Annotated in this window: 18 protein-coding genes; 9 read left to right on the top strand and 9 right to left on the bottom strand. The window is 60.4% G+C overall.

The window, feature by feature from the left end:
- Positions 1–32: 32 nt before the first annotated feature.
- Positions 33–2,198, bottom strand: coding sequence for a PQQ-dependent dehydrogenase, methanol/ethanol family (locus tag AFK24_RS28630; protein ID WP_065836454.1), 2,166 nt, complete (start codon positions 2,196–2,198; stop codon positions 33–35).
- Between the two features lie 394 nt (positions 2,199–2,592).
- Between AFK24_RS28630 and AFK24_RS28625 the strand changes: the two genes are divergently transcribed.
- From AFK24_RS28625 to AFK24_RS28590, 7 genes are all read left to right on the top strand, one after another.
- Positions 2,593–3,213 (top strand): paraquat-inducible protein A, encoded by a 621-nt coding sequence (locus tag AFK24_RS28625; RefSeq protein ID WP_065836453.1) that lies wholly within the window; start codon positions 2,593–2,595, stop codon positions 3,211–3,213.
- The gene (locus AFK24_RS28620; protein WP_065836452.1) at positions 3,210–3,824 is read left to right on the top strand and encodes a paraquat-inducible protein A; all 615 of its coding nucleotides are present in this window, start codon (positions 3,210–3,212) and stop codon (positions 3,822–3,824) included. Before AFK24_RS28625 ends, AFK24_RS28620 begins: the two co-directional genes overlap by 4 nt.
- Positions 3,817–5,499, top strand: a complete 1,683-nt coding sequence (locus AFK24_RS28615) for an intermembrane transport protein PqiB (protein ID WP_065836451.1) — start codon at positions 3,817–3,819, stop codon at positions 5,497–5,499. Before AFK24_RS28620 ends, AFK24_RS28615 begins: the two co-directional genes overlap by 8 nt.
- Positions 5,496–6,107, top strand: coding sequence for a PqiC family protein (locus tag AFK24_RS28610; protein ID WP_065836450.1), 612 nt, complete (start codon positions 5,496–5,498; stop codon positions 6,105–6,107). The genes AFK24_RS28615 and AFK24_RS28610 overlap by 4 nt, the downstream gene beginning before the upstream one ends.
- Before the next feature lie 372 nt (positions 6,108–6,479).
- Positions 6,480–6,965 carry a helix-turn-helix domain-containing protein gene (locus tag AFK24_RS28605; protein ID WP_065836449.1) on the top strand — a complete coding sequence of 162 codons (486 nt, stop codon included), beginning with the start codon at positions 6,480–6,482 and terminating at the stop codon, positions 6,963–6,965.
- A 250-nt stretch (positions 6,966–7,215) separates the two neighbouring features.
- The gene (locus AFK24_RS28600; RefSeq protein WP_065836448.1) at positions 7,216–8,028 is read left to right on the top strand and encodes a class I SAM-dependent methyltransferase; all 813 of its coding nucleotides are present in this window, start codon (positions 7,216–7,218) and stop codon (positions 8,026–8,028) included.
- A gap of 302 nt (positions 8,029–8,330) precedes the next feature.
- A protein-coding gene (locus AFK24_RS28590) for an IS3 family transposase (protein WP_430962188.1) occupies positions 8,331–9,862 on the top strand; the annotation gives its coding sequence in 2 pieces (ribosomal slippage) (positions 8,331–8,772 and positions 8,772–9,862; 1,533 coding nt in all).
- Positions 9,863–10,276: 414 nt separating this feature from the next.
- On the opposite strand, the gene AFK24_RS28585 is transcribed toward AFK24_RS28590, so the two are convergent.
- The 7 genes from AFK24_RS28585 to AFK24_RS28555 form a co-directional block, all read right to left on the bottom strand.
- Complete coding sequence (locus AFK24_RS28585; protein WP_065836445.1) at positions 10,277–11,539, bottom strand: Zn-dependent hydrolase; 1,263 nt, start codon at positions 11,537–11,539, stop codon at positions 10,277–10,279.
- A gap of 153 nt (positions 11,540–11,692) precedes the next feature.
- Positions 11,693–12,862, bottom strand: coding sequence for an amidase (locus AFK24_RS28580; RefSeq protein ID WP_065836444.1), 1,170 nt, complete (start codon positions 12,860–12,862; stop codon positions 11,693–11,695).
- On the bottom strand, positions 12,859–13,866 hold the full coding sequence (locus AFK24_RS28575) for an ABC transporter ATP-binding protein (RefSeq protein WP_065836443.1): 1,008 nt from the start codon (positions 13,864–13,866) through the stop codon (positions 12,859–12,861). Before AFK24_RS28575 ends, AFK24_RS28580 begins: the two co-directional genes overlap by 4 nt.
- Positions 13,863–14,906, bottom strand: coding sequence for an ABC transporter ATP-binding protein (locus tag AFK24_RS28570; protein ID WP_065836442.1), 1,044 nt, complete (start codon positions 14,904–14,906; stop codon positions 13,863–13,865). The genes AFK24_RS28575 and AFK24_RS28570 overlap by 4 nt, the downstream gene beginning before the upstream one ends.
- A gap of 2 nt (positions 14,907–14,908) precedes the next feature.
- Positions 14,909–15,802 carry an ABC transporter permease gene (locus AFK24_RS28565; RefSeq protein WP_065836441.1) on the bottom strand — a complete coding sequence of 298 codons (894 nt, stop codon included), beginning with the start codon at positions 15,800–15,802 and terminating at the stop codon, positions 14,909–14,911.
- A gap of 2 nt (positions 15,803–15,804) precedes the next feature.
- Positions 15,805–16,758, bottom strand: a complete 954-nt coding sequence (locus AFK24_RS28560; RefSeq protein ID WP_065836440.1) for an ABC transporter permease — start codon at positions 16,756–16,758, stop codon at positions 15,805–15,807.
- A gap of 126 nt (positions 16,759–16,884) precedes the next feature.
- Positions 16,885–18,558, bottom strand: a complete 1,674-nt coding sequence (locus AFK24_RS28555; RefSeq protein WP_065836439.1) for an ABC transporter substrate-binding protein — start codon at positions 18,556–18,558, stop codon at positions 16,885–16,887.
- Between the two features lie 144 nt (positions 18,559–18,702).
- Here AFK24_RS28555 and AFK24_RS31295 point away from each other — a divergent pair, with 144 nt between their 5' ends.
- Together AFK24_RS31295 and AFK24_RS28550 are read left to right on the top strand one after the other, a co-directional pair.
- The gene (locus AFK24_RS31295) at positions 18,703–18,840 is read left to right on the top strand and encodes a hypothetical protein (RefSeq protein ID WP_170826410.1); all 138 of its coding nucleotides are present in this window, start codon (positions 18,703–18,705) and stop codon (positions 18,838–18,840) included.
- Between the two features lie 44 nt (positions 18,841–18,884).
- Positions 18,885–19,901 carry a LacI family DNA-binding transcriptional regulator gene (locus AFK24_RS28550; protein WP_065836438.1) on the top strand — a complete coding sequence of 339 codons (1,017 nt, stop codon included), beginning with the start codon at positions 18,885–18,887 and terminating at the stop codon, positions 19,899–19,901.
- Between the two features lie 6 nt (positions 19,902–19,907).
- On the opposite strand, the gene AFK24_RS28545 is transcribed toward AFK24_RS28550, so the two are convergent.
- A complete protein-coding gene (locus AFK24_RS28545; protein ID WP_065836437.1) occupies positions 19,908–22,343 on the bottom strand; it encodes a TonB-dependent receptor in 2,436 nt (811 codons plus the stop codon).
- Positions 22,344–22,360: the final 17 nt, after the last annotated feature.

Below are 22,360 nucleotides of genomic sequence, written 5' to 3'. Positions count from 1 at the left end.
TCGCTCCAACAGTCGGTGTTCCAATTCAGGTTTTATTGATTCGCCGCCGTCTTCGCCGACTTCATATCGTTGAGCAGGTCGTGGGAGCGTTTGATGATGTATTGATGCACCAGCTCCACTTCGTCCGGCTTTAGCTCTTCGGCGAACGACGGCATGCCGTCCTGGACACGACCGCCATAGACAATGCCGAGGAACATCTGGTGGTTTTCCTTGCTGAGCATGCGCAAGTCGGGCAACACGCCGCCGCTGATGGCGTTGATGCCGTGGCAGGTATCGCAATGGCCGTTGAACAGCGCCCGGCCTTTGTCGACCTGTTCGGTGGTACCAGTGAACGCCGGTGGATCGACCTTGCGGTCGGCGTATTTGTATTTCAGATCCGGCAGTTTCGCCGTCCCGCCCAGCTTGTAGGTCAGCACCTGAGCGTTGGGCTTGACCCCGGCGCGCAAGGACAATGCCCCGGCAAAGGTGGAAAACGCCCCGCCCCAACCGGCCATGAACGTCACGTATTGCTCGCCATCCACTTCATAGGTAACGGGACCGGCCATCACCCCGGTATTGGCCGGCTGCTCCCACAAGGTTTTGCCTTTGTCGGCTGAATAGGCCACCACTCGCCCGTCGGCCGTGCCTTCAAACAACAGGTTGCCAGCGGTGCTCAATGTGCCGCCGTTGAAGATCGTCGAGTACGGCACTTCCCAGCGCGCTTCCTGCTTGATCGGGTCCCAAGCAATCAGCTTGCCGGTCCAGGTGTCGGCCAGTTTGCGCAGGCCTTCGGGATCTTCCGGCATCATTCCGGTGTTGACCTGTAGCTGATACATGCTCTTGAATTTCTTGCGCGGCGGCACGCCATCCACATCCTGATACAACGCCGACATGATGTGCGCCGGGATGTACACCAGACCGGTCTGCGGGTTGTAGGACATCGGCTGCCAGTCGTGGGCGCCCCAGAACGCCGGCTGGACCAGCAAGGCTTTTTTCTCCGGATCGCGCCAGTAAACGGCGGCTTTCTCATCGACGATGGGTCGGCCGGTCTTCATGTCGACGCCGGTCGCCCAGTTGATCGGCACGATGTTCTTGGCCGACAACAGTTCACCGGTCTTGCGATCGATGACATAGAAAAAGCCGTTTTTCGGCGACTGCATCAAGACCTGGCGCATCTTGCCGTCGATTTCCATGTCCGCGAGCATGATGTGCGCGGTGGCCGTGAAGTCCCAGGCATCGCCGGGAGTGGTCTGGTAGTGCCAGACGTATTCGCCGGTGTCCGGATTGATCGCGACGATGGACGACAGGAACAGATTATCGCCCTTGCCTTCCGAGCGCAGGCGCGGGTTCCACGACGAAGCGTTGCCGACCCCGAAGTACAGCAAGTTGAGTTTCGGGTCATAGGACATCGAGTCCCAGACGGTTCCGCCGCCGCCCTGCTCGACGAACTTGTCGCCGAACCAGGTCTTGGCGGCCATTGCCATGGCTTTGTTTTCCGGCGGCAGTTTCGGATCGCCCGGCACCGTGAAGAAACGCCAGTCCTGTTTGCCGGTGTTGGCCTCATAGGCCGTGATGTAACCGCGCACGCCATACTCGGCGCCGCCGTTGCCGATGATCACCTTGCCGTTGATGATGCGCGGCGCACCGGTAATAGTAATGCTGCGATTGGGATCGGTACGGGTGTCCACGGACCAGACGCGCTGGCCGGTCTTGGCGTCGATGGCTTCCAGGCGCCCATCCAGCACACCGACGAAGACTTTGCCACCCCAGACTGCGACGCCACGGTTTACGGCATCGCAACAGGCTTCACCGGCACGGCTGCGGTCCGATTGCGGATCGTATTTCCATAACAACTTGCCGTTGCGCGCATCCAGCGCATAGACCATGGAAAACGGCCCGGTGGTGTACATCACGCCATCCACGACGATGGGCGTGGCTTCGACGCCCCGGTCGATGTCCAGTTTGTAGCTCCAGGCCAGACCGAGCTTGCCGACGTTGCCATCGTTGATTTTGTTCAGCGGGCTGAAACGCTGTTCATCGTAGGTACGACCGTGGCTCATCCAGTTGCCGGGTTCCTGGTCGGCGGCGCTGATCCGCGCGCCATCGACCTGCGCGGCCTCGGCGGCGAACGCTACGTTGGCGCAGGAAAGCGCCACGGCGACGGCGGCAACGAGCGACGTGAGCGGTCCGGGACGAGGTTGTAGGCCAAATCGATTCATGAGGCTCTCCGTTCTTATTAGAACCGGGATCGATCGTCCCGGCTGGAGAGCAACATAGCAAGGCTTGTGCCACACCGTTAAATAGCTTGTATTTCAATGACTTGATTGCAATACGAAGTTAATCTGTCGCGCTCGCACCGCTACACCTGTAGCGCTGCAAACGACAATCAGATCGGGCCTGCATCATTTGTCGCGATGAGCAGTGAATAATGGCGTAGTGACATGCGAACGTCGGTCGCCAACCGGGGTCAATGCAATAACGCCAACCGACCGCAGCCTGTCTTGATTAAGTTCGGCTGATTTAATTCGGCTGAATCGGTGCCGACAAGGTATCTTTCAGCCCCGCGTTTTTTTAAGTTATCCACCCTGTCACTACTACTCAGACGAGCCCACTTTGCCTGACACGAAACAGCCTTCGGACCTGATCATTTGCGAGCATTGCGACTCGTTGTATGAGTCTCATCCGTTGCAGCACGGCGAAACCGCCCTGTGCCTGCGCTGCGGCGCGGTATTGGCCCGCGGTCATCGCCTGACCATCGAACAATTGCTGGCCCTGACCATCGGCGCGGCGGTGTTGTTTGCCTTCGCCAATTACTTTCCGGTGATCAGCATCAGCATGCAGGGCCTGAGCAATCAAGTGACCCTCTGGCAATCGGTCGAGGCGCTGGCTCAGGGCCGTATCACGCTGATTGCCCTGGTCGCCGGGCTGGCAATCATTTTCGCCCCGCTGCTGCAGATCTGCCTGTTGTTCTGGGTCCTGGCGCACGCTCATAAAGGCGTGATCGCCCCCGGCTTCAAGTCCTGTATGCGCGCCCTGGAGCACTTGCGGCCATGGAGCATGCTGGAAGTCTGTCTGCTGGGTATTCTGGTGGCCATCGTCAAGCTGTCGGGGATGCTCGATGTGCATCCGGGACTTGGGTTGTGGGCGATGGCAATGTTGATGGTCCTGATTATTCTGATCGCTGGCAAAGACATTCGCCGCCTGTGGAAAGAGCTGGGAGTCGAGCCGTCATGAACGGGATCCCCTATGCCAGCGAACACAATGTGTGCCTGTGCCATATTTGCGGTTATGTCTGCCCGGCCGATGCCCACGTGTGTCCACGCTGCGACTCAGCGGTACATGCCCGCAAGCCCAACAGCCTGATGCGGACCTGGGCATTTTTGATCGCCGGGCTGATTTTCTATATACCCGCCAACCTGCTGCCGGTGATGTACACCACGTTGTTTGGCAACAGCAGCCAGAACACCATCATGAGTGGTGTGATCGAATTTTTCGAAGGCGGTTCGTGGGACATTGCCCTGCTGATCTTCATCGCCAGCGTAGTGGTGCCGTGCATCAAGTTCGTGGTGCTGGGCTTGTTGCTCATCACCTGTCAGCGCCGCAGTACCTGGGCCATGCAGGAGCGGTCGCGGCTCTATCGTTTTATCGAGTTGATCGGCTACTGGTCGATGCTTGACGTATTGGTCGTCGCCCTGGTGGCGGCGCTTGTGCAGTTCCGAGAGCTCAGCACCATCGAGCCGCGCATCGGTATTCTGTTTTTTGGTCTGGTTGTGGTGATGACGATGTTCGCCGCCATGAGTTTCGATCCCCGGCTTATCTGGGACGCAGAGGTTGAAGATGTCTGACAATGCCCTACCCCCTTCCCCCTCCGCGCCGGTTCGGCCCGAGGTCAAACGACGCCGGATGCGTGTTTCGCTGGTCTGGCTGGTGCCGATCGTTGCCGGCTTGATCGGCTTGTCCATGGCGCTGCATGACTGGATGAACGTCGGCCCGAAAATCACTGTCAGCTTCCTCACCGCTGAAGGGCTCGAAGCCAAGAAAACCCAGGTCAAGTACAAAAACGTGGTCATTGGCATCGTCAGCGACATTGCCCTCAGCGATGATCGTACCCACATCCTGGCCACCATCGAACTCAACAGCAGCGCCGGCCCCTTCACCCGCGAAGACAGCCAGTTTTGGGTGGTGCGACCACGGATCGGCGCTCACGGCGTGTCCGGCGTTGATACCCTGTTGTCCGGCGCGTTCATCGGCGCCGATGCGGGCAGCTCGGACAAGACCAAGAACGCTTTCCTCGGCCTGGAGACGCCACCGCCAGTGACCTTCGGCGAGAAAGGCAAGCGCTTCAGGCTGCACACTGATGACCTGGGCTCGCTGGACATTGGCTCGCCTATCTATTACCGACGCATTCAGGTTGGCCAGGTGGTTTCCTATGACCTGTCAAAGGACGGCAAAGGCGTAGACATCGAGATTTTCATCAACACCCCCAATGACCAGTACGTCAGCACCGACACGCGTTTCTGGAATGCCAGCGGCGTTGACGTCACCCTCGGCGCCGCTGGGCTGAAGATTGCCACCCAGTCGCTGACCTCGATCATCGCCGGTGGCATTGCCTTCCGCGAGCCCAACTGGAGTCCGGATGCAAAACCGGCGCCGGAAAACGCTGAATTCCGAATCTTCGATGATCAAGCCACGGCGCTTGCGCCACCCGATGGCGAGCCGCGCTACATTCGCATGCGTTTCGCCCAGTCCCTGCGTGGCCTGGTGGTCAATGCGCCGGTGGACTTCCTCGGCGTGAACATTGGCCGCGTGGTTTCCGTGGACCTGGATTACGATCCACAGACGCAAACTTTCCCTGGCATCGTCGGTGCGGTGATCTATGCCAAGCGCCTGGGCGCGGCGGAAGCCAAGCTGCAAAAAATAGGCGGCACGGGTGATGAGGACGAGCAATCGGCGCGCATCCTGGGCGGCTTCGTGGCCCGGGGATTGCGGGCACAGGCGCGCACCGGCAACTTGCTGACCGGTCAGCTTTACATTGCGATGGACTTCGAACCCAAGGCCCCCAAAGTGGTGTTCGATCCAAAAGCCCGCCCGCTTGAAATTCCTACCGTACCGGGCAGCTTCGACAAGTTGCAGGAACAGCTGCAGACCTTTGTCGACAAACTGGGCAAGCTGCCCATCGACGAACTGGCGAACAATCTCAACGGCAGCTTGAGCGAACTGCAGAAAACCCTGAAGCAGGTCAACGGCACGGTCCTGCCGGAAATGCGCGGCACTCTGCAACAGGCGCAGAAAACCCTGCACACCGCCAACGACAGCCTGGGTGAAGACTCCCCGGCCCGCGTGCAACTGGGCCAGGCCATGGACGAAGTGCAACGCACCGCCCGCTCTGTTCGCGTGCTGACCGACTTCCTCAGCCGTCATCCGGAAGCCTTGATACGTGGCCGCACTGGCGACGCCGCGCCAGGCTCGTATAAAGCCCCCGCCTCTTCCCGTGCAATTGATCTGGAGCCACAGCAATGACCCTGCGCCTGAAGTTCTTCGTGTTGGCCGCGTTGCTGGGGACCAGTGCCTGCACGTCCACTGTGACCCATTACTACACGCTGATTGCACCGGCCACGACCACGGCACAAAAGCCGGTTGCGGTCGCACCTTTCCAGTTTGAAATGCTCCCGGTGCTGATGCCGGTGCAGGTGGATCAACCGCCGCTGGTGATTCGCCAGGGTGATGGCAGCCTGGCCATTCTCGACGCGGAACGCTGGGGTTCGCCCCTGGGTGATGAGTTTCACGACGCGCTGACCGGCCAACTGGAGCGGCGCTTTGGCAGCCGGGACATGGCAGGCTTGCCGAAGGACAGCGGCCAGCCGGTGCTGTCATTGCGCACCGACGTGCGCCGCTTCGAGTCGGTGCCGGGCAGCTACGCAATGATCGACGTGGTGTGGAGCCTGGGCTTGCGCAATGCCGGTACCAAGGCACAAAACCTGACGTGCAGCAGCGTGATTCGCGAGCCTGCCGGTCTGGGCATGGAAAATCTGGTGCTCGCTCACCAGCGTGCGGTTTCCCGTCTGGCCGACACCATCGCCAGGACCGCTGGAAACTGGGCACAAGATCAGCATTCACGCTGCCTGTGACGCGCTGACTCAACCCCCCGGGCCGGCCCCACTGGAGCGAGGCTGGCCCGCGAAGCGAAATACCAGTCGACACACCCATTGCCGCAAATGCCCATTCGCGGGAATGCCTCGCTCCAACGGGGCCGGAAACAATCCGAATGACCTCAGTCGAATATTTCCTACATTCTCGTACCAACTAACGATCCACTTGAGTGGATTTTAGGCGTATCGTTCGAATCGGTTCAAACCGAGCCGAGCGCCGAAGCGTGCGGAAAATCAGCGTCGCGGGTCTGAGCGCGACTTCGTTAGAATGCCTGTGCGCTCAATGAACAAGGCTTTTTATCGCTTCACCGGGTCAACCTGGGAAGCTACCGTCTGGAAGGAAATATCCATATGCCTGGGATTGGTCAGCGGCTTAAGCAGGAACGCTTGAAACTCAAGCTCTCACAAAGTGCCCTAGGTGCGATCGGCGGCGTGGAAACCAATGCTCAAGGCAACTACGAAAACGGGATACGTTCACCCAGGGCGGACTATCTGTCACGTATTGCTCAGGCGGGTATCGACGTGGCTTTTGTGGTCACCGGGTTGAGAGTGTCAGCGCTGCCCGACAATGAAGGATCGCAAGTAACGCCCCAGCAGGATGACGTACCGCAAAGGTTGCCTGTCGAAGATCCGCTGGCGACCCTGGTGGAACGCCTGCAGGGCAGCCTGCACGACCTCTCTGACCATCTTTACCAGATGACCCGCCTGGCTGACGCGAGGATTGAGCCCGGCAAGTCCGACACCTTGCAAACCCAGATCGAGACTATCAAAGGTGATGCGGAAGCCATTGCTCTAGCCACCATCCGCTTGATCTTTGTTACTTCCCGCTTGAACTGAGTACGTTTCAACCGGAGTCACTCTAACGCTGACACTGTTAGTTATAAGTTTAAAACCAACCGATCTACCCGCACGGCTGGCGGCGCTTGCGTACTTCTGGGCGAAAGCAGCTATGTTCATAGCTCCCGGCAGCCAGGATTTCCATCGTTGCAGGTGTTGCAGACTGTTCAGATGCTGCATAGCTACCTGGTTTTCTCGGCATGGCCTATCCGTCTGCCAAACCTGCATTGAGAAGACAGGGAGCGCGATCATGAGTGAACCACTTGATCTACAAGCATTGAAAAACCGCCAGATGACTGCGTGGGCCAGCGGCGATTACGCCGTGATCGGCACAACGCTGCAACTGGTCGGCGAACTGCTGGCCGAAGCCTGCGACCTTCGTTACGACGAACGCGTCCTCGACGTTGCGGCCGGCAATGGTAACGCCACCCTCGCCGCAGCCCGCCGTGGTTGCGTTGTGACCTCCACCGATTACGTGAGCGGCCTGCTCGAACGCGGCCGCGAGCGCAGTCGTGCTGAGCATTTCGACGTGAGCTTCCTGGAAGCCGACGCTGAAGCCCTGCCCTTTGAAGACGCATCCTTCGACGCAGTGTTATCGACCTTCGGCGTGATGTTCACCCCCGACCAGCCGCGAGCCGCCGCTGAATTGGCCCGGGTGTGCCGTTCGGGCGGACGCATCGGCCTGGCCAACTGGACGCCGGAAGGCTTCGTCGGGCAAATGTTCAAGACCCTGGGCAAACACCTGCCACCGCCAGCCGGTGTCAAACCGCCTTCGCTGTGGGGGGTGGAAGATCACTTGAAGGAACTGTTCGGCGATGCCGCGGCAGAGATGAAAGTGACGCGCCGCGAGTTCAACTTCCGTTACCGCTCGCCAGCGCACTTCATTGAAGTCTTCCGCACCTGGTACGGCCCGGTTCACAAGGCCTTTGCCGCCCTCCCGCCCGAAGGCGCGGTGGCATTGGAGCGCGACCTCACCGAGTTGCTGACGCGCCTGAACCGCGCCGGCCAGGCATCTTTGGTGGTGCCCAGCGAATACCTGGAAGTGGTGGTTAGCCGGCGCTAAGTCCCGTTGGAGCGAGGCTTGCCCGCGAACAGGCCGGTGCAGACCATCACTCTTCTGAACCTGAAACAATACCTTCGCGGGCAAGCTTCGCTCCTTGTATGTCGCCAGCGGACATCGGTCAGCCGTTATTTATCCTGGCGCCGCGCTTCGAATCGAGTGGCACTAACAGTATCTGCGGTGCGGCTTATTAAGATTTCGCCCTGACGGTCGAGTCCTTTTGTTTCGGCAAAAGCCCCCCGTGTCAGGCTACTTGTCGCCCTGTTGATTGACTCAATCATTCAAGGGGGCGAAGGTGTTTAGCAATGACCAATAGTTATGGCGACGAGTTTAGAGACTGGGCTGTTCAGCAGATGATGCCGCCTTTCAAGCGATCCGTTGCAGAGCTCGCTGCTGACATCGGAGTGACACCGCAAGCGCTTCGCAACTGGAGAAAAATGGCTAGAGAAAAAGGCTTGATCGTGCCTGCGCACAACAAAACCAGTGATCAGTGGTCCAGTGCCGATAAATTCAACGTTGTTGTCGAGAGTGCTTCGCTGAGTGAGGTGGAGCTGTCTCAATACTGCCGAATCAAGGGGCTTTATCCCGAACAAATCCAGGAGTGGCGCCTGTCGTGCCAGAACGCCAATCCTGCCGTCACCGTCAAACCCAGTGAAAAGAAAACCGCCGAGCAAAATCGAATAAAGGCGCTGGAGCGTCAACTCAAGCGCGTCGATGCCGAGCGTGCGGAGGCGGTGGCTTTACTGGAACTCAGAAAAAAAGCCAATGCGATCTGGGGCAAGGACAAGGAAGACTGATCAGCGCCCCTGATCGTAAAGAAGCGTTGAGGCTGATCGCCGAAGCAACACAGAGTGGGGCTCGTCGATTTCGGGCGTGCAATGAGCTAGGACTAAGTCTACGGACCGTACAGCGCTGGCTGTACACCGACACTGACAGACGCCAGGTTGTCCAGCGCAAAGCACCACCTAACAAGCTCAGCGATATAGAGCGTAAGGCGGTTCTTGAAGCTGCCAATCAACCTGGTTACGCCAGCCTGACACCGCACCAGATTGTTCCTAAGTTGGCCGACGAAGGTATTTATCTAGCCTCGGAAGCCACTTTTTATCGGATATTGAAAGAGGCTAACCAAAACGTTCGTCGTGGCCGCGCCAAGGAGCCAAAACGGCGTGCGCCGACCACGCATCGTGCTGATGGACCTAATCAGTTGTGGTGTTGGGATATCACCTGGATGCCGAGCGCAGTTAAAGGGCGTTTCTACTACTGGTACATGGTCAAGGACGTCTACAGCCGTAAGCTGGTGGTCAATGAAGTGCATGAGTCTGAGTGGGCCGAGCACGCGTGTGAACTGCTTGAAAAGGGTTGCTTGCGTGAGCGTACGGCAGGCCGTCCGCTGGTGCTGCATTCGGATAATGGTGGCGTGATGAGGGGCGCGCTGTTGCGTGAAAGCATGATTTCACTGGGCGTTGAGCCCTCGTTCAGTCGCCCGCGGGTTAGCAATGACAATGCGTATGCAGAAGCCCTGTTTCGCACCGCCAAGTACTGTCCGCTGTGGCCAGAGCGACCTTTCGGTAGCCTGACTGAGGCCAGGCTCTGGGTGCAGAGATTTGTCGAGTGGTACAACGAAGAACATCGCCACAGTGCCCTGAAGTACGTGACGCCCAATGAGCGTCACGAGGGCCAGGCGAGTGATCTGCTGAAGGCGCGTGAGGTGCTGTATGAATCTGCCAAGGAGGCCAATCCAAATCGCTGGAGCGGCAAGACACGCAACTGGCAGCTCGCGAGCGCTGTTTATTTGAACCCTGAGCGTCCTGAGGTTAAGGCCGTGACAGGAAGGTAAAGCAAGAGCAAGGCGACAGGTACGTTGACACGCGCCGAAAGGACGAAACCATCTGCGCTGACGTCCGGCCCCTGCTTCGCAGCGGTTCCTTCGCTCCGGTGCCGTGCTGGGGCGACGCGCCGACGGGCCATCCCTGGCCCAACGGCGCTCGCTCGGCATCCATGCCGAGCGCACCCCACCACGACACCTGCACTCAGCCTCCCGACGCGCGTTTGGCGGCGTCTGCAAGATCGCGGCACGGAAAAGCGAAAATCAAAAGCCAGAGCAATTTTCCAGATTGGTCTTGGCCCGTTGGAGCGAGGCTTGCCCGCGAAGAGGCCGGTACAGACCATCACTTTTCTGAACCTGAAACAATGCCTTCGCGGGCAAGTCGGAACGCCGCCTGCTCGCTCCAACGGAGTTGCCCGCTCGCTCCTACATCGCAGCACTCACCATCGCCCGAAGCAGCACCGCGCAACCGGCGGCCAGATCTTCGGGCGTGGCGTTTTCGATTTCGTTATGGCTGATGCCGCCTTCGCACGGCACGAAAATCATCCCGGCCGGTCCCAATTCGGCGATGAAAATAGCGTCATGTCCGGCACCACTGACGATATCCATATGGCTCAAGCCCAACTGCTGCGCGCCGTCACGCACCGCATCGACGCAGCGGCTGGCGAAATCCAGCGGCGGGAAATCGGCCGTTGGCGTCAGCTCGTAAGTCAGGCCGTTGGCGGCGCAAGCCTGTTCGATTGCCTGCTGTAAGTCGTCGACCATGGCCTGCAATTTGTCGCTGTGCAGATGCCGGAAATCGATGGTCATCTTCACCTCGCCAGGGATTACGTTACGCGAGCCCGGATGAAGGTTCAGGCAACCGACTGTTCCGCAGGCATGTGGCTGGCTGGCATTGGCGATGCGGTTGACGGCAGTGACGACGTGCGCGGCGCCGACCAAGGCGTCCTTGCGCAATGACATGGGCGTCGGACCAGCGTGGGCCTCGACGCCACTGAGCGTCAGGTCAAACCATTTCTGGCCAAGGCAACCCATGACCACGCCAATGGTTTTGTGCTGATCTTCCAGAATCGGGCCTTGCTCGATATGCGCTTCGAAGTACGCACCCACCGGATGACCCAGCACCGCGCGGCTACCGGCGTAGCCAATGCGTTGCAATTCCTCGCCCACGACCAGACCGTGCTCGTCCTGTTTAGCCAGGGTTTCGGCCAGGTCGAGCTTCCCGGCGAACACCCCGGAACCCATCATGCACGGCGGGAAACGCGAGCCTTCTTCATTGGTCCAGACCACAACTTCGATGGGCGCGGCGGTTTCCAGTCCCAGGTCATTCAAGGTACGGATGACTTCCAGCCCGGCCATCACGCCGAAGCAGCCGTCAAACTTGCCGCCGGTGGGTTGCGTGTCGATATGGCTGCCGGTCATGACCGGCGCCCGCTGCGGATCGCTGCCGGAACGCCGGGCAAAGATGTTACCGATTGCATCGACCGTTACCGTGCAACCGGCGGCTTCGCACCACTTCACGAACAGATCACGAGCCTGTCGATCCAGATCGGTCAGGGCCAGTCGGCAGACACCGCCTTTGACCGTCGCGCCCAGTTGCGCGAGGTCCATCAGTGATTGCCAGAGACGCTGGCTGTTGATCAGCGGCGCGTTAGTGGTGAGAAGATCGGGACTGATTTGGGTGTTCATGGGTGTTCTCCATTTGAGGACCGTAGGAGCGAGGCTTGCCCGCGAAGAGGCCCGGCCGGTCGCAAGTTTCTCGGCGGTTAAACAACGGCTTCGCGGGCAAGTCGGAACGCCGCCCGCTCGCTCCAACAGGCCACGTGCGCTTCAGGAATTTTCTTACCCGGCAATCTTCACTGCCAGTTTGACCAGGCTCAAGTCGCTGCCCCTCGGTCCCATCAGCGAGATGCCCAGCGGCACCCCATCCTTGTTAACCAGCGGCATGCTCAACTGCGGTGTGCGGCACAGCACGGAAATGGCCAGCAGGTGATGCGAAATCTGCCGCGTCTGCTCGATTTCTTCGTCCCTGGCGCTAAGCAGCGGCGCGATATCCGGCACCGTCGGCATGACCAGCACGCGATCACCCAGCAGCGCTTTCCAACTTGCCGCAAAGCGTTCACGCAACGCGCAGGCGTCGTTGTATTGCGCGTCGGTGACGGCCTTCGACCAGGCGAAACGTGCCGCTACATCGGGACCGAGGCACAAGCCGTTTTGTTCGATAAAATCGCCCTGCGCCAGCCACGCTTCGCGGCCCTGGATGTAGCGAAATGCCCAATAGGCATCGGTGAGCGAAGGCAACTCTCCTTGCAGCTTTTCCAGCGGTCCGCAGCAGGCGCTGATTTGCGCCAGGGCCGGAGCCAACGCGTCGAGGGAAGCGTCCGGCAACATCCCGAACAACGCTTCGCTTATCAGCAGTTGAGGCTGATCCGGCAAAGGCGTGGAATCCTGGCCCAGCAGACACTCGCCCACCAGACCAAAGACCTTGGCGTCGCGGGCGAAATAACCGGCGGTGTCCATGCTTTCGCACAGCGCCTGGGTCTTTTCCAGAGAGAGGCGACCATGACTCGGCCGCAGGCCGAACAACCCGCAATAACTGGCGGGTGTGCGCACCGAACCGCCGGTGTCGCTGCCCATGGCGAAGTCACACAAACCATTGGAAACCGCCGACGCCGATCCCGAAGATGAGCCACCGGGAATGCGGTCGTGGGCCGCGCCGTTGCGTGGCGTGCCGTAATGCGCGTTCTTGCCGCTCATGGAAAACGCCATCTCGTTGGTGTGGGCCTTGCCGATCAACTCGGCTCCCGCATCCAGCAAGCATTGAATGGTCGGGGCAGTGGTGGTTTTGATCCCCGACATCGCCAATACATGAGGGTTGCCGCCGCCCGTTGGGTAACCGGCGACGTCGAACAGGTCCTTGGCGACGAAGGTTAATCTGGCCAATGGGCCGCTGGGCGCACGGGGCACTTCGACGGCCGGGTATGGCATCAAGGCAAACGCAGAATCAGTCATGACAGAGACTCGCAAAGAAGTTGAACGGGGACCTGATTCCAGTGATGACAGCTCACTGAGTGGTCGGGAATGATGTCTTCGATGGCCGGCACCACGCTGCGGCAGACATCGCTGGCGCGCGGGCAGCGGGGTGCGAATGCACATCCGGCTGGCAGGTTGGCCAGGTCCGGCGGCGCGCCGGGAATGCTGATCAAGCGCTCGCCCTTGCGCAGGCCATCCTTGGGCCGCGTGCCGAGCAACACTTGCGTATACGGGTGTTGCGGGTTATTCAGCAGCTCGGCCAGAGGCGCCTGCTCGACAATGCGTCCGCCGTACATCACCGCGACGCGGTCGGCGACCTCCACGGCCGCGCCGATGTCGTGGGTAACGAAGATGATCGACAAACCCAGCGCCTGTTGCAGTTCGCGCAACAGGATCAGAATCTGGATCTGCACCGTCGCATCCAGCGCAGTGGTCGGTTCATCGGCGAGCAGAATCTGGGGTTTACAGGCCAGCGCCAGGGCGATCATTGCCCGCTGGCGCATGCCGCCGGACATCTCGTGCGGGTACGCATCCAGACGCTGTTCCGGGCTGGGAATGCGCACGCTGCGCAAGGCTTCCAACGCCGCCGCACGGGCGTCGGCCTTGGACATCGGTCGATGACGACGCAGCGCTTCGACGATCTGCTGGCCGATGGTGTAGACCGGGTCCAAGGCCAATAGCGGCTCCTGGAAAATCATCGCCGCCACCGGCCCGCGCAGCGCCTGCAACTGGCTGCGCGACAACGCCATGAGGTTCTGCCCGGCAATCTCGATCTGCCCTTCGATGCTCGTGGAGCGTTCGGAATGCAGGCGCATCAAGGCGCGCAGGGTCACGCTTTTACCGGAGCCGGATTCGCCGATCAGCGCCAGCACTTCACCTCGCGCTACCGACAGGCTGACACCGTTGACCGCCGACAAGGTTTGCCCGCCGCGCTTGAAACGTACCTTGAGGTCACGCACGGCGACCATGGGTTGTTCGTTCATGCCAAGGCTCCTGTGTAGATCAACTCCGCCGATGGACTTTGACTGTGCCCTGCCCCCGGCTGGACCATCAGGCACGCGGCGAAATGCTCAGTGCCGGTCATGGTCAGTTGCGGCGCGGTTTGCCCGCAGACGGTTTCGGCATGCGGACAGCGCGTGTGAAATCGGCAGCCGGACGGCGGATCAATCGGGCTTGGTGGATCACCGGATAGCGGCGATACCAGCGTGCGTCTGGCCGGGTCCATGGACGGCATGGAAGTCAGCAGCGCCTGGGTGTACGGGTGCTGCGCTTCGGAAAACAGCGCCTCGGCAGGCCCGACTTCGACGATTTCGCCCAGGTACATGACCATGATCCGGTCGGACAGATAGCGCACCACGTGCAAATCATGGCTGATGAACACGTAAGTCAGTTGCAGGCTGTCCTTGAGGTCGAGCAACAGGTTCAACACCTGGGCTTCCACGGATTTGTCCAGTGCCGACACCGCTTCGTCGAGAATCACCAGACGCGGGTCCACCGCCAGGGCGCGGGCAATGTTGACCCGCTGGCGCTGCCCACCGGACAGTTCGTGGGCATAGCGTCCGGCGAAACGCGTTGGTTCAAGCCCGACCCGACCCAGCAGATCCCGCGCCCGCTGCAGGGACTCGCGCTGGCTGACGCCATGCACCGAAGGCCCGAACGCCACCGATTGCTCCATGGTCAGCCGCGGATTCAGTGACGAATAGCTGTCCTGAAACACCATCTGCACCTGCCGCCGATAATCGCGCAGCGGCAACTGGTGCCCGCCTACGCTCATGGCATCGAACACCAGCTCGCCGCTGTCGTGTTCGATCAGCTGCATCAACAGCCGCGCCGTGGTGGATTTACCGCAGCCCGACTCGCCGACCACGCCAAGGGTCTCGCCCTTGTGCACCACAAAATCGATGCCGTCGACGGCACGGACTACGCTACGTTTGCCCAAGCCGCCTTTGACTGGGAAGTGTTTGACCAGTTTTTCCACTTTCAGCAGTGGCTGCGCTGGACCGCCAATATCGCGCTTGGTCATAGTCAGCTCCGAATCGCCATGGCCGCCCGCAAGCGGTCGGCAAGCACGTTGAAGGAGATCGAAGTGATGAAAATCATCGCTCCGGGCAGCGCCGACACCAGCGGCTGGGTGTAGATGGCGGTGCGCAGAGTGTTGAGCATCAAGCCCCATTCCGGTTCCGGCGGGGTAACGCCCAGCCCGAGGAATGACAGGCCCGAGGCGAGGATCATCGACACCGAGATCAAGCCGGTGGTGAAGACAAAGATCGGCCCCAGCACGTTGCCCAGCACCTGAGTGCGAATGATGGTGAACGAGCCCGCACCCGACGCCCGCGCAGCTTCGATGTAGTCGCGATTGCGCACCTGAGTGGTCACGCTCTCGGCAATCCGCGCCACTTGCGGCACGAATACCAGCGTCAGCGAGATCAATGCGTTGTTCACTCCGGCGCCCAACGCCCCGGAAAACGCGATGGCCAGCAGCACCGACGGGAACGCATAGAACACGTCCACGGTGCGCATGATCAGGCTGTTCAGCCAGCCGCCGAAATACCCGGCGATCACACCGATGGCGCCGCCAATGAAGAACGCGAAGATCACCGGCGTGATGCCCATGAACAGCGACAGGCGCGCGCCCAGCATCAAGCGCGACAGCAAGTCGCGGCCCAGCTCATCGGTGCCAAGCGGGAAGCCTTCGGTGCCGATCGGCTTGAGGCGTTTGAACATCGAAGTGGTGAACGGATCGCCCGGCACAATCCACGGGCCGAACACCGCGAGGATCAGCAACGCGACAATGACGGCAGCCACCACCAGGGCGACCGGGTCACGACGGACCCGACCGAACACTTCACTCCAGTAACCCGGCGAGCTTTCAACCGGGGTGATGACCGGCGCGGCCGGTCGCAATATCGACAGGTTCATGCTCAGCCCCTTTTGATACGTGGATCGAGCAGCGTCTGCAGGATATCCACCAACAGATTCAGCGCGACGAAGAACAAGGCCAGCACCCAGATCGTGCCCTGCAACAACGGCAGGTCACGCTGGAAAATTGCCGAATTGAGCAATAGGCCGGTGCCGGGCCAGGCGAACACGGTTTCCACCAGAATCGAGCCGCCCATCAGGTAGCCAATCTGCAACCCCATTACCGCCATGGCGGTCGGCGCGGCGTTCTTGACCACATGCAGGAACAACCCCCACTCCCCCAGGCCCTTGGCGCGCAGGCCGATGATGAATTCCTGGGACAGGGTTTCCGCCACCTGAGCGCGCACGGTGCGGGCGATGATTCCGGTGGGGATCACCGACAAGGTAATCGCCGGCAGAATCATGAATTGAAAGTGCGCCCAGTCCCACGCCCAGGCCGACTGTCCCATGGGGCCGCCGCCAGTAGCGGGTAGCCAGCCCAGTTGCGAGGAGAAGACGATAACCATCAGCATGCCCAGCCAATAATGCGGCACGCTGACGCCGATGGCGGAAATCGCCGAGGCGATCTTGTCCAGCCAGCTGTCCTGAAAGTAGCCGCCGACAAAGCCGAACAGGCTGCCGAGGACGAAGCCGAAAAAGGTTGCCAGCACCGCAAGGCGCAATGAGTAACTCACTGCGTTGAGCACTTCGCTGGTGACCGAACGGCCACTGGCAATCGACATGCCCAGGTCGCCATGCACCGCATGCCAGACCCACAGGCCAAATTGCACCGGCAACGGTTTGTCGAAACCATAAGCCTGAACCAGCTGTTCGCGCAGCGCTTCGGAAGCATCCGGGGGCATTACCGACACCAGCGGATCACCGGGCGCCATGTGCACGAGCATGAAACACACCAGCGCTACGCCCAACAGAATCGGGGTCGCCAGCAGAACGCGGCGCAAGATATAGGCAAGCATAGGTTTCCTCACTTGGATTCATCACGGAAACGACATGAACCGCGCTGACTCCGTAGGACCGGCTTTAGCCGGGAGGGCGTGCTCCCGGCTAAAGCCGGTCCTACGGATAGGGTGTTGCAGCGCTTCTCAGTCCTGCTTGGAGACCAGCGACAAGTCGATGAACCAGCTTTGCGGCTGGACCACGCCGGTGACTTTCGGCGAAATGGCCCGTGGTCCCACGTCGTGGGCGACAAACAGGAACGGCACTTCATCGACAATCGCCGCATGCAGCTTGCCGGAAGCTTCGTCCAGCGCTTTCGGATCGAACGAGTTGCGCACCGAGGTGATCAACTTCTCGACTTCCGGCGAGGCGAAGAAACCCCAGTTATTGGAAACCGGCGGGAAGGCCTTTTCACTGGCGAAACGCACCATGCCGAAGTACGGGTCCATGACCGCTGCGCTGACGTTGATCGCGTTGGCGCCCTGCGCTGCCGGGTCCTTGGCACCCAGACGCCAGCCGCTGAACAGGGTGTTCCATTCAGTGACCGCGATGTCCACATCGAAATAGCAGCCCTTGAGGCTCTGCTGGATGTATTCGTTCATCGGCAGCGGCTGCATCTGCCCGGAACCGGAAGCCGAGGTCAGAACCTTCACCTTGACCGGATGGTCCTTGCTGAAACCGGCGTCGGCCATGAGTTTCTGTGCAGCGGCCTGGTCATACTTGATCTTGAAATCCGGGTTGCCGTACCACGGCGAATCTTTCTCGTAGATGCCCGTGGCTTCCTGCATGAAGCCGCCCAGATACGCCTTCAGCTCGCTGCGATCCAGACACAGGTTCGCCGCCTGACGCACGCGTTTGTCGAGCCACGGCGAACCCGGCGCGAACGAGAACTGCCATGGCCACAAGTGCGGTTGGCCGTTGGCGTAGATCTTGAATTTCTTGCTCTTGATCTGCTCGATGGCATCCGGCGCGGGCGCTTCGATCCAGTCCACCTGACCGGACAACAGCGCAGCGGTGCGTGCGTTGGCTTCAGGCAGTGGAATCAACACCACATGGTCGACCTTGGGAATGCGCTTGGGATCCCAATAGCCGGGATTCTTGTCCAACACCAGTTCCTGTCGCGGCACCATGCGATCCATCTTGAATGGCCCGGTGCCTACCGAGTGGCTGGCGAATGCCGTCCAGGCCAGCTTCGAACGCTCGGCCGGATCGGTAGTGGTTGCGGGAACTGCGGCAAAGTCTTTCTGCCAGGCCGTTGGCGAGGCCATGAACAGGTTGGTCAGGTTATACGGCAGGACCGCATCGGGTTCGCTGGTGGTCAGTTCAACGGTCAGGTCATCGATTTTCTGCGCGCTACGCAGGGTCGGCATGCGCGACACGGTCATACCGATCTGGCCTGGCGCGTATTGCGCGGCCTGTTTGTCGAGGACTTTATTGACGTTCCACACCACCGAATCTGCGTTGAACGCCGAGCCATCATGAAACTTCACGCCGGGACGCAACTTGAAAATCCACTTGGTGTGATCGTCCGGCTTGACGGCCCATTCAGTGGCCAGCCCCGGAATCAAGGTGCTGGGCTTCTCGGCTTGCGACAGATCCCACTCCACCAAAGAATCGAACATGGTGATCCCGGTGAAACGATTGCCCTCATAGCCTTGATCGGGCTGACCGTGGGTCAGCGGGATGTCTGCGGCGGTCATGGCGATGCGCAAAGTGCTTTCGGCCATGGCGGCCAGGGGTGACACAGCGCCAACGGCGATCGAACAGGCCAGAGCCAGCCGGGTAAAACTTCGTGCGCGGGTTTCTGAAGCATGCGTCATGGCGAGTTTCCCATCAGTCAGGTAAGGAGAGCTGACAGGCACAACGCAATGCTCATACCAACTTTTTTATTTCGTTTGCGAAGACCGCCGCTTTCGCCTTAAAACCTCATATTTTTCATAGACATAAAACGTTACGAAAAACCCGTGAAAACTTTACCCAAACGTTTGGGTAGTGTTGCGCAACGGTTCGTGCAATCTTTTGGTACGCAACGCTCCATCGTGGCGCAGCGGCGCGGTTTGCCAGTGCTGAATCGGCTGAACCTGTGCAGCGAGCCGACTTGATGCGAGCATGGCACCCTGCTCATCTGCACTTTCAGGCGTACCTCATGAACAGACGTCCGGCCACGCTTCGCGGTATTGCCCAACAACTCAATATCCATGTTTCAACGGTCTCGCGGGTCCTGAACGGCACGCTGGACCACGCGGGTCGCGCGGCCTCCAAAGACACCATCGAGCGTATTCGTGCGCTGGCGGCCAGCCTGGATTACCAGCCCAACACCCATGCCCGGACCCTGAAAACCCGACATAGCCGCGAGATCGGCGTGCTGGTGCCCAGGCTCTCGGACATAGTGCTCGCCACGGTCTACGAAGGCATCGACGAAGCCGCCAGCGCCATGGGCTATACCTCATTTGTCGCCAATACCCTGGACCTGCCGGAGCGTCAGCGTGAACGGGCCGAGCGGGCGCTGGCGCGCAATGTCGCCGGGCTGATCATCAGTGACGTGCATTGCACGAATGAAGCGGGATTTCTTGAGGAACTGGAAGAACGCCAAGTGCCGTTCGTGCTGGTCAGCCGACGCCGTGGCGAGCACTGTTCGATCACTTCCGACGACGAAATGGGCGGTCGACTGGTCGCCGAACACTTATTCGCCCAAGGGCATACGCGTGTGGCGGTGATTGCCGGCGAGCCGCACAGCAGCAACGCAATGGAACGCACCGCCAGCTTCGTCGAGTATTACCGTGAACAAGGCATCGAAATCGACGCCGAACGGATCATCCCCGGCCATTTCGATACGCAGACCGGTTTCAGCACTGGCGAAATCCTGCTCGCTCATCCGCAGCCGCCCACGGCGATTTTCGCCGTCAACGACTTCCTCGCCATCGGCCTGTTCGGCGCCCTGCGCAATCGCGGGGTGGTGGCCGGGCGCGATATCGCCGTGGTCGGCTACAACGACACGCCGCTGGCGACCCACCTGCAACTGACCAGCATCAGCACCAGCATGCACGCCCAAGGTGTGCGTGCCGTGGAAACCCTGCTCAAACGCCTCGCTGGCGAACCTGTGCAATCCCATCGCTTCCCGGCGCTGCTGAAGGTACGCGCCAGCAGTCTTTGCCGGCCGTAACCCAGACTAGAAACCCACCGTCGCCGAGACCAGCCAGGTCCGTGGCGTCGACAAGGTCAAGCCAGCCGCTGCATCCGACGACGTGGCGGCAGAAACCCAATAGGTCTTGTCGAGCACGTTTTCGACAGCGGCACGCAAGGTGATCGGATTGCTGCCCAGTTTGAACGCGTAACGTCCGCCCAGATCGTAGCGCTGCCAGGCGTCGATTTTCTGCTCGTTGGCCTGATCCAGGTATTGCGAGCCGGTGTGAATGGCCCGCGCGGTCAAGGTCAAACCCGGCAACCGGTTGATGTCGTATTCGAGCCCCATGTTGGCATTGAGGATCGGCGAACCGGTGCCGCGCTTGCCGTCGTATTGGCCCAGCGCGGTTTTGGTCTGCTCGCTGTCCAGCACCATTACCCCGCCCAGCAGACGCAGATCGCTGGCCAGTTCGCCAAACAGGTTCAACTCGACGCCCTGATTGCGCAGTTCGCCATCGGGTTTGAAGTTACCGCTGGCGTCGGTGATATAGCTCGGTTGTTCGATGCGGAACACACTCAAGGTGGTGGCGAAGCCGCCCATGTCGAGCTTGACGCCGACTTCGGTCTGTTTTGATTTGTACGGCGCGAACACTTCGTCGCGGTTGGTGGCGGTAGTCGGCGCGGTTTCGCCCTGGCTCAGGCCTTCGATGTAGTTGGCGTACAGGGAAATGTTGTCGGTGGCCTTGATCACCAGACCCGCCGCTGGCGAGGTGGCTTGCTCGTCATATTGCTGACCGAGCACGCCATTTGCGTAGGCATCGACTTCCACCCGTTGCAGCCGCGCGCCGAGGGTCAACAGCACTCGGTCATCGAAGAAGCTCAAGGTATCGGCCAGCGCCGCACTGGAGAACACATCTTCGGTGTGGGTCGAGGTGTCGAAGCGATTCGGCACTCCGGGATACGGCTGCAACACCGGGTTGTAGAGGTTGCTGACGCGGGTCAGGTAGCGCTCGCCGCTGTTGTCGAACTCCATGTCGAAGCGGTTCAGGCTCAGGTTGACGGTATGGCCAATCGGCCCGGTGTTGAACCAGCTGCGCGCGCCGACGGTAAAGGTCTTGACCTCCTCGTCACGCTGAAACGACCGGGGCGTCATGTTGAAATTGCCGTTGCTGTTGGTGACCTGCACCGCGTGGCGCAGGAAGTCATATTCACCGCTGCGCGCGCCTGCTGCGGCGTAGACCATCAACGAATCACTGACGTCGTACTCGCCACGCACTGCGCCGAAGGTGTCCTTGGAGTCGGCGTAGGTCCACGGCTGGGCAAAGTTGTGATGGATATCCTCAGCCTTGGGCATTTTAATCCCGGCCGCGACTTCCACCCGCTCGATGGGCGCATCGCCGTGGCGCTCGGAACGACCGAAGTCCAGGGACAAGCGCACCCGCTCTTTCTTGAAATCCAGGCCGATCACGGCGGCTTCGCGCTCGACGGACTGATGATCCCACTCGGTTTCGCCGGACTGACGCACGCCATTGAAGCGCACGCCGTATTCCTGCTCATCGCCAAAGCGTCGACCAATGTCCATGCTGCCGCCGAACTGGCCCGCCGACGCATAGCTGCCGGTAAATTCGGTCAGCGGTTCCTTGCCTGCGCGCTTGGGCTCGATATTGATCCCGCCGCCCACACTGCCACGGGGCGCGATGCCGCCGAGCAAGGCGCCAGGGCCTTTGAGAATATCAATGCGTTCGACCATCTCCATGTCGATGGAATACGTCGGCAGCACGCCGTACAGACCGCCGAACGACACATCGCTGTTGTACAGGCTCAAACCGCGAATCGAGAACTGCTCGAAACGACCACCGGCCGGATTGGTGGTACGCACCGAAGGATCGTTGGCCACCACGTCGCCCAAGGTGCGAGCCTGCTGGTTTTTTACCGTAGTGCTGGTGTAGGACGTCAGGTTGAACGGCGTTTCCATGAAATCATGGTCGCCGAGCATGCCTTGATTGCCGCGGCGCGTGACTTGCCCGCCGGAGTACACATCGCCCTGCTGATCAAAGCGGCTGCCGTCGATGGAGGTTTGCGGCAGCAGCATCGAGCCATTTTCGCTGGTCGGTGCCGGAATCAAGGTGTAGGACTGATCGGCGACCGGCTGCAATTGCAGGCCGGTGCCTTGCAGCAAACGGGCAAAACCTTCCTGGGGCGCATAGTCGCCGGTCAGCCCGGCCGTGTTGCGACCGGCGACCAATGCCGGATCAACCGAAAGACTGACGCCAGCCTGCGCAGCAAAGCGGGTCAATGCCGCGCTCAGGTTGCCGGCGGGGATCTGATAATTGTGTCTGGCGCCCTCTTCGGCCCATGCCGGCGCGACCAGCACCGAACCCGCACCAATCCCGACCAGAACGCTGGCGTGGCAACTCATTTGAAGCAAAGGACGCATGCCCAGATGGGTCAGGCGCAGACGTCGAAGAAAAACTGCGGGCATCGGAACACTCTCTTATT

The sequence above is a fragment of the Pseudomonas syringae genome (genome assembly GCF_001698815.1).
GTDB classification, from domain to species: domain Bacteria; phylum Pseudomonadota; class Gammaproteobacteria; order Pseudomonadales; family Pseudomonadaceae; genus Aquipseudomonas; species Aquipseudomonas syringae_A.
Note: the sequence above shows the minus strand (reverse complement) of the source record. Positions and strands in the feature narration are given on the sequence as shown.

What these genes read in the sequence shown, in the direction of transcription:
- AFK24_RS28630 (WP_065836454.1), bottom strand. Translation starts at nt 2,198, where the DNA reads ATGAATCGATTTGGCCTACAACCTCGTCCCGGACCGCTCACGTCGCTC.
- AFK24_RS28620 (WP_065836452.1), top strand. Translation starts at nt 3,210, where the DNA reads ATGAACGGGATCCCCTATGCCAGCGAACACAATGTGTGCCTGTGCCAT.
- AFK24_RS28615 (WP_065836451.1), top strand. Translation starts at nt 3,817, where the DNA reads ATGTCTGACAATGCCCTACCCCCTTCCCCCTCCGCGCCGGTTCGGCCC.
- AFK24_RS28610 (WP_065836450.1), top strand. Translation starts at nt 5,496, where the DNA reads ATGACCCTGCGCCTGAAGTTCTTCGTGTTGGCCGCGTTGCTGGGGACC.
- AFK24_RS28605 (WP_065836449.1), top strand. Translation starts at nt 6,480, where the DNA reads ATGCCTGGGATTGGTCAGCGGCTTAAGCAGGAACGCTTGAAACTCAAG.
- AFK24_RS28600 (WP_065836448.1), top strand. Translation starts at nt 7,216, where the DNA reads ATGAGTGAACCACTTGATCTACAAGCATTGAAAAACCGCCAGATGACT.
- AFK24_RS28585 (WP_065836445.1), bottom strand. Translation starts at nt 11,539, where the DNA reads ATGAACACCCAAATCAGTCCCGATCTTCTCACCACTAACGCGCCGCTG.
- AFK24_RS28580 (WP_065836444.1), bottom strand. Translation starts at nt 12,862, where the DNA reads ATGACTGATTCTGCGTTTGCCTTGATGCCATACCCGGCCGTCGAAGTG.
- AFK24_RS28575 (WP_065836443.1), bottom strand. Translation starts at nt 13,866, where the DNA reads ATGAACGAACAACCCATGGTCGCCGTGCGTGACCTCAAGGTACGTTTC.
- AFK24_RS28570 (WP_065836442.1), bottom strand. Translation starts at nt 14,906, where the DNA reads ATGACCAAGCGCGATATTGGCGGTCCAGCGCAGCCACTGCTGAAAGTG.
- AFK24_RS28565 (WP_065836441.1), bottom strand. Translation starts at nt 15,802, where the DNA reads ATGAACCTGTCGATATTGCGACCGGCCGCGCCGGTCATCACCCCGGTT.
- AFK24_RS28560 (WP_065836440.1), bottom strand. Translation starts at nt 16,758, where the DNA reads ATGCTTGCCTATATCTTGCGCCGCGTTCTGCTGGCGACCCCGATTCTG.
- AFK24_RS28555 (WP_065836439.1), bottom strand. Translation starts at nt 18,558, where the DNA reads ATGACGCATGCTTCAGAAACCCGCGCACGAAGTTTTACCCGGCTGGCT.
- AFK24_RS28550 (WP_065836438.1), top strand. Translation starts at nt 18,885, where the DNA reads ATGAACAGACGTCCGGCCACGCTTCGCGGTATTGCCCAACAACTCAAT.
- AFK24_RS28545 (WP_065836437.1), bottom strand. Translation starts at nt 22,343, where the DNA reads ATGCCCGCAGTTTTTCTTCGACGTCTGCGCCTGACCCATCTGGGCATG.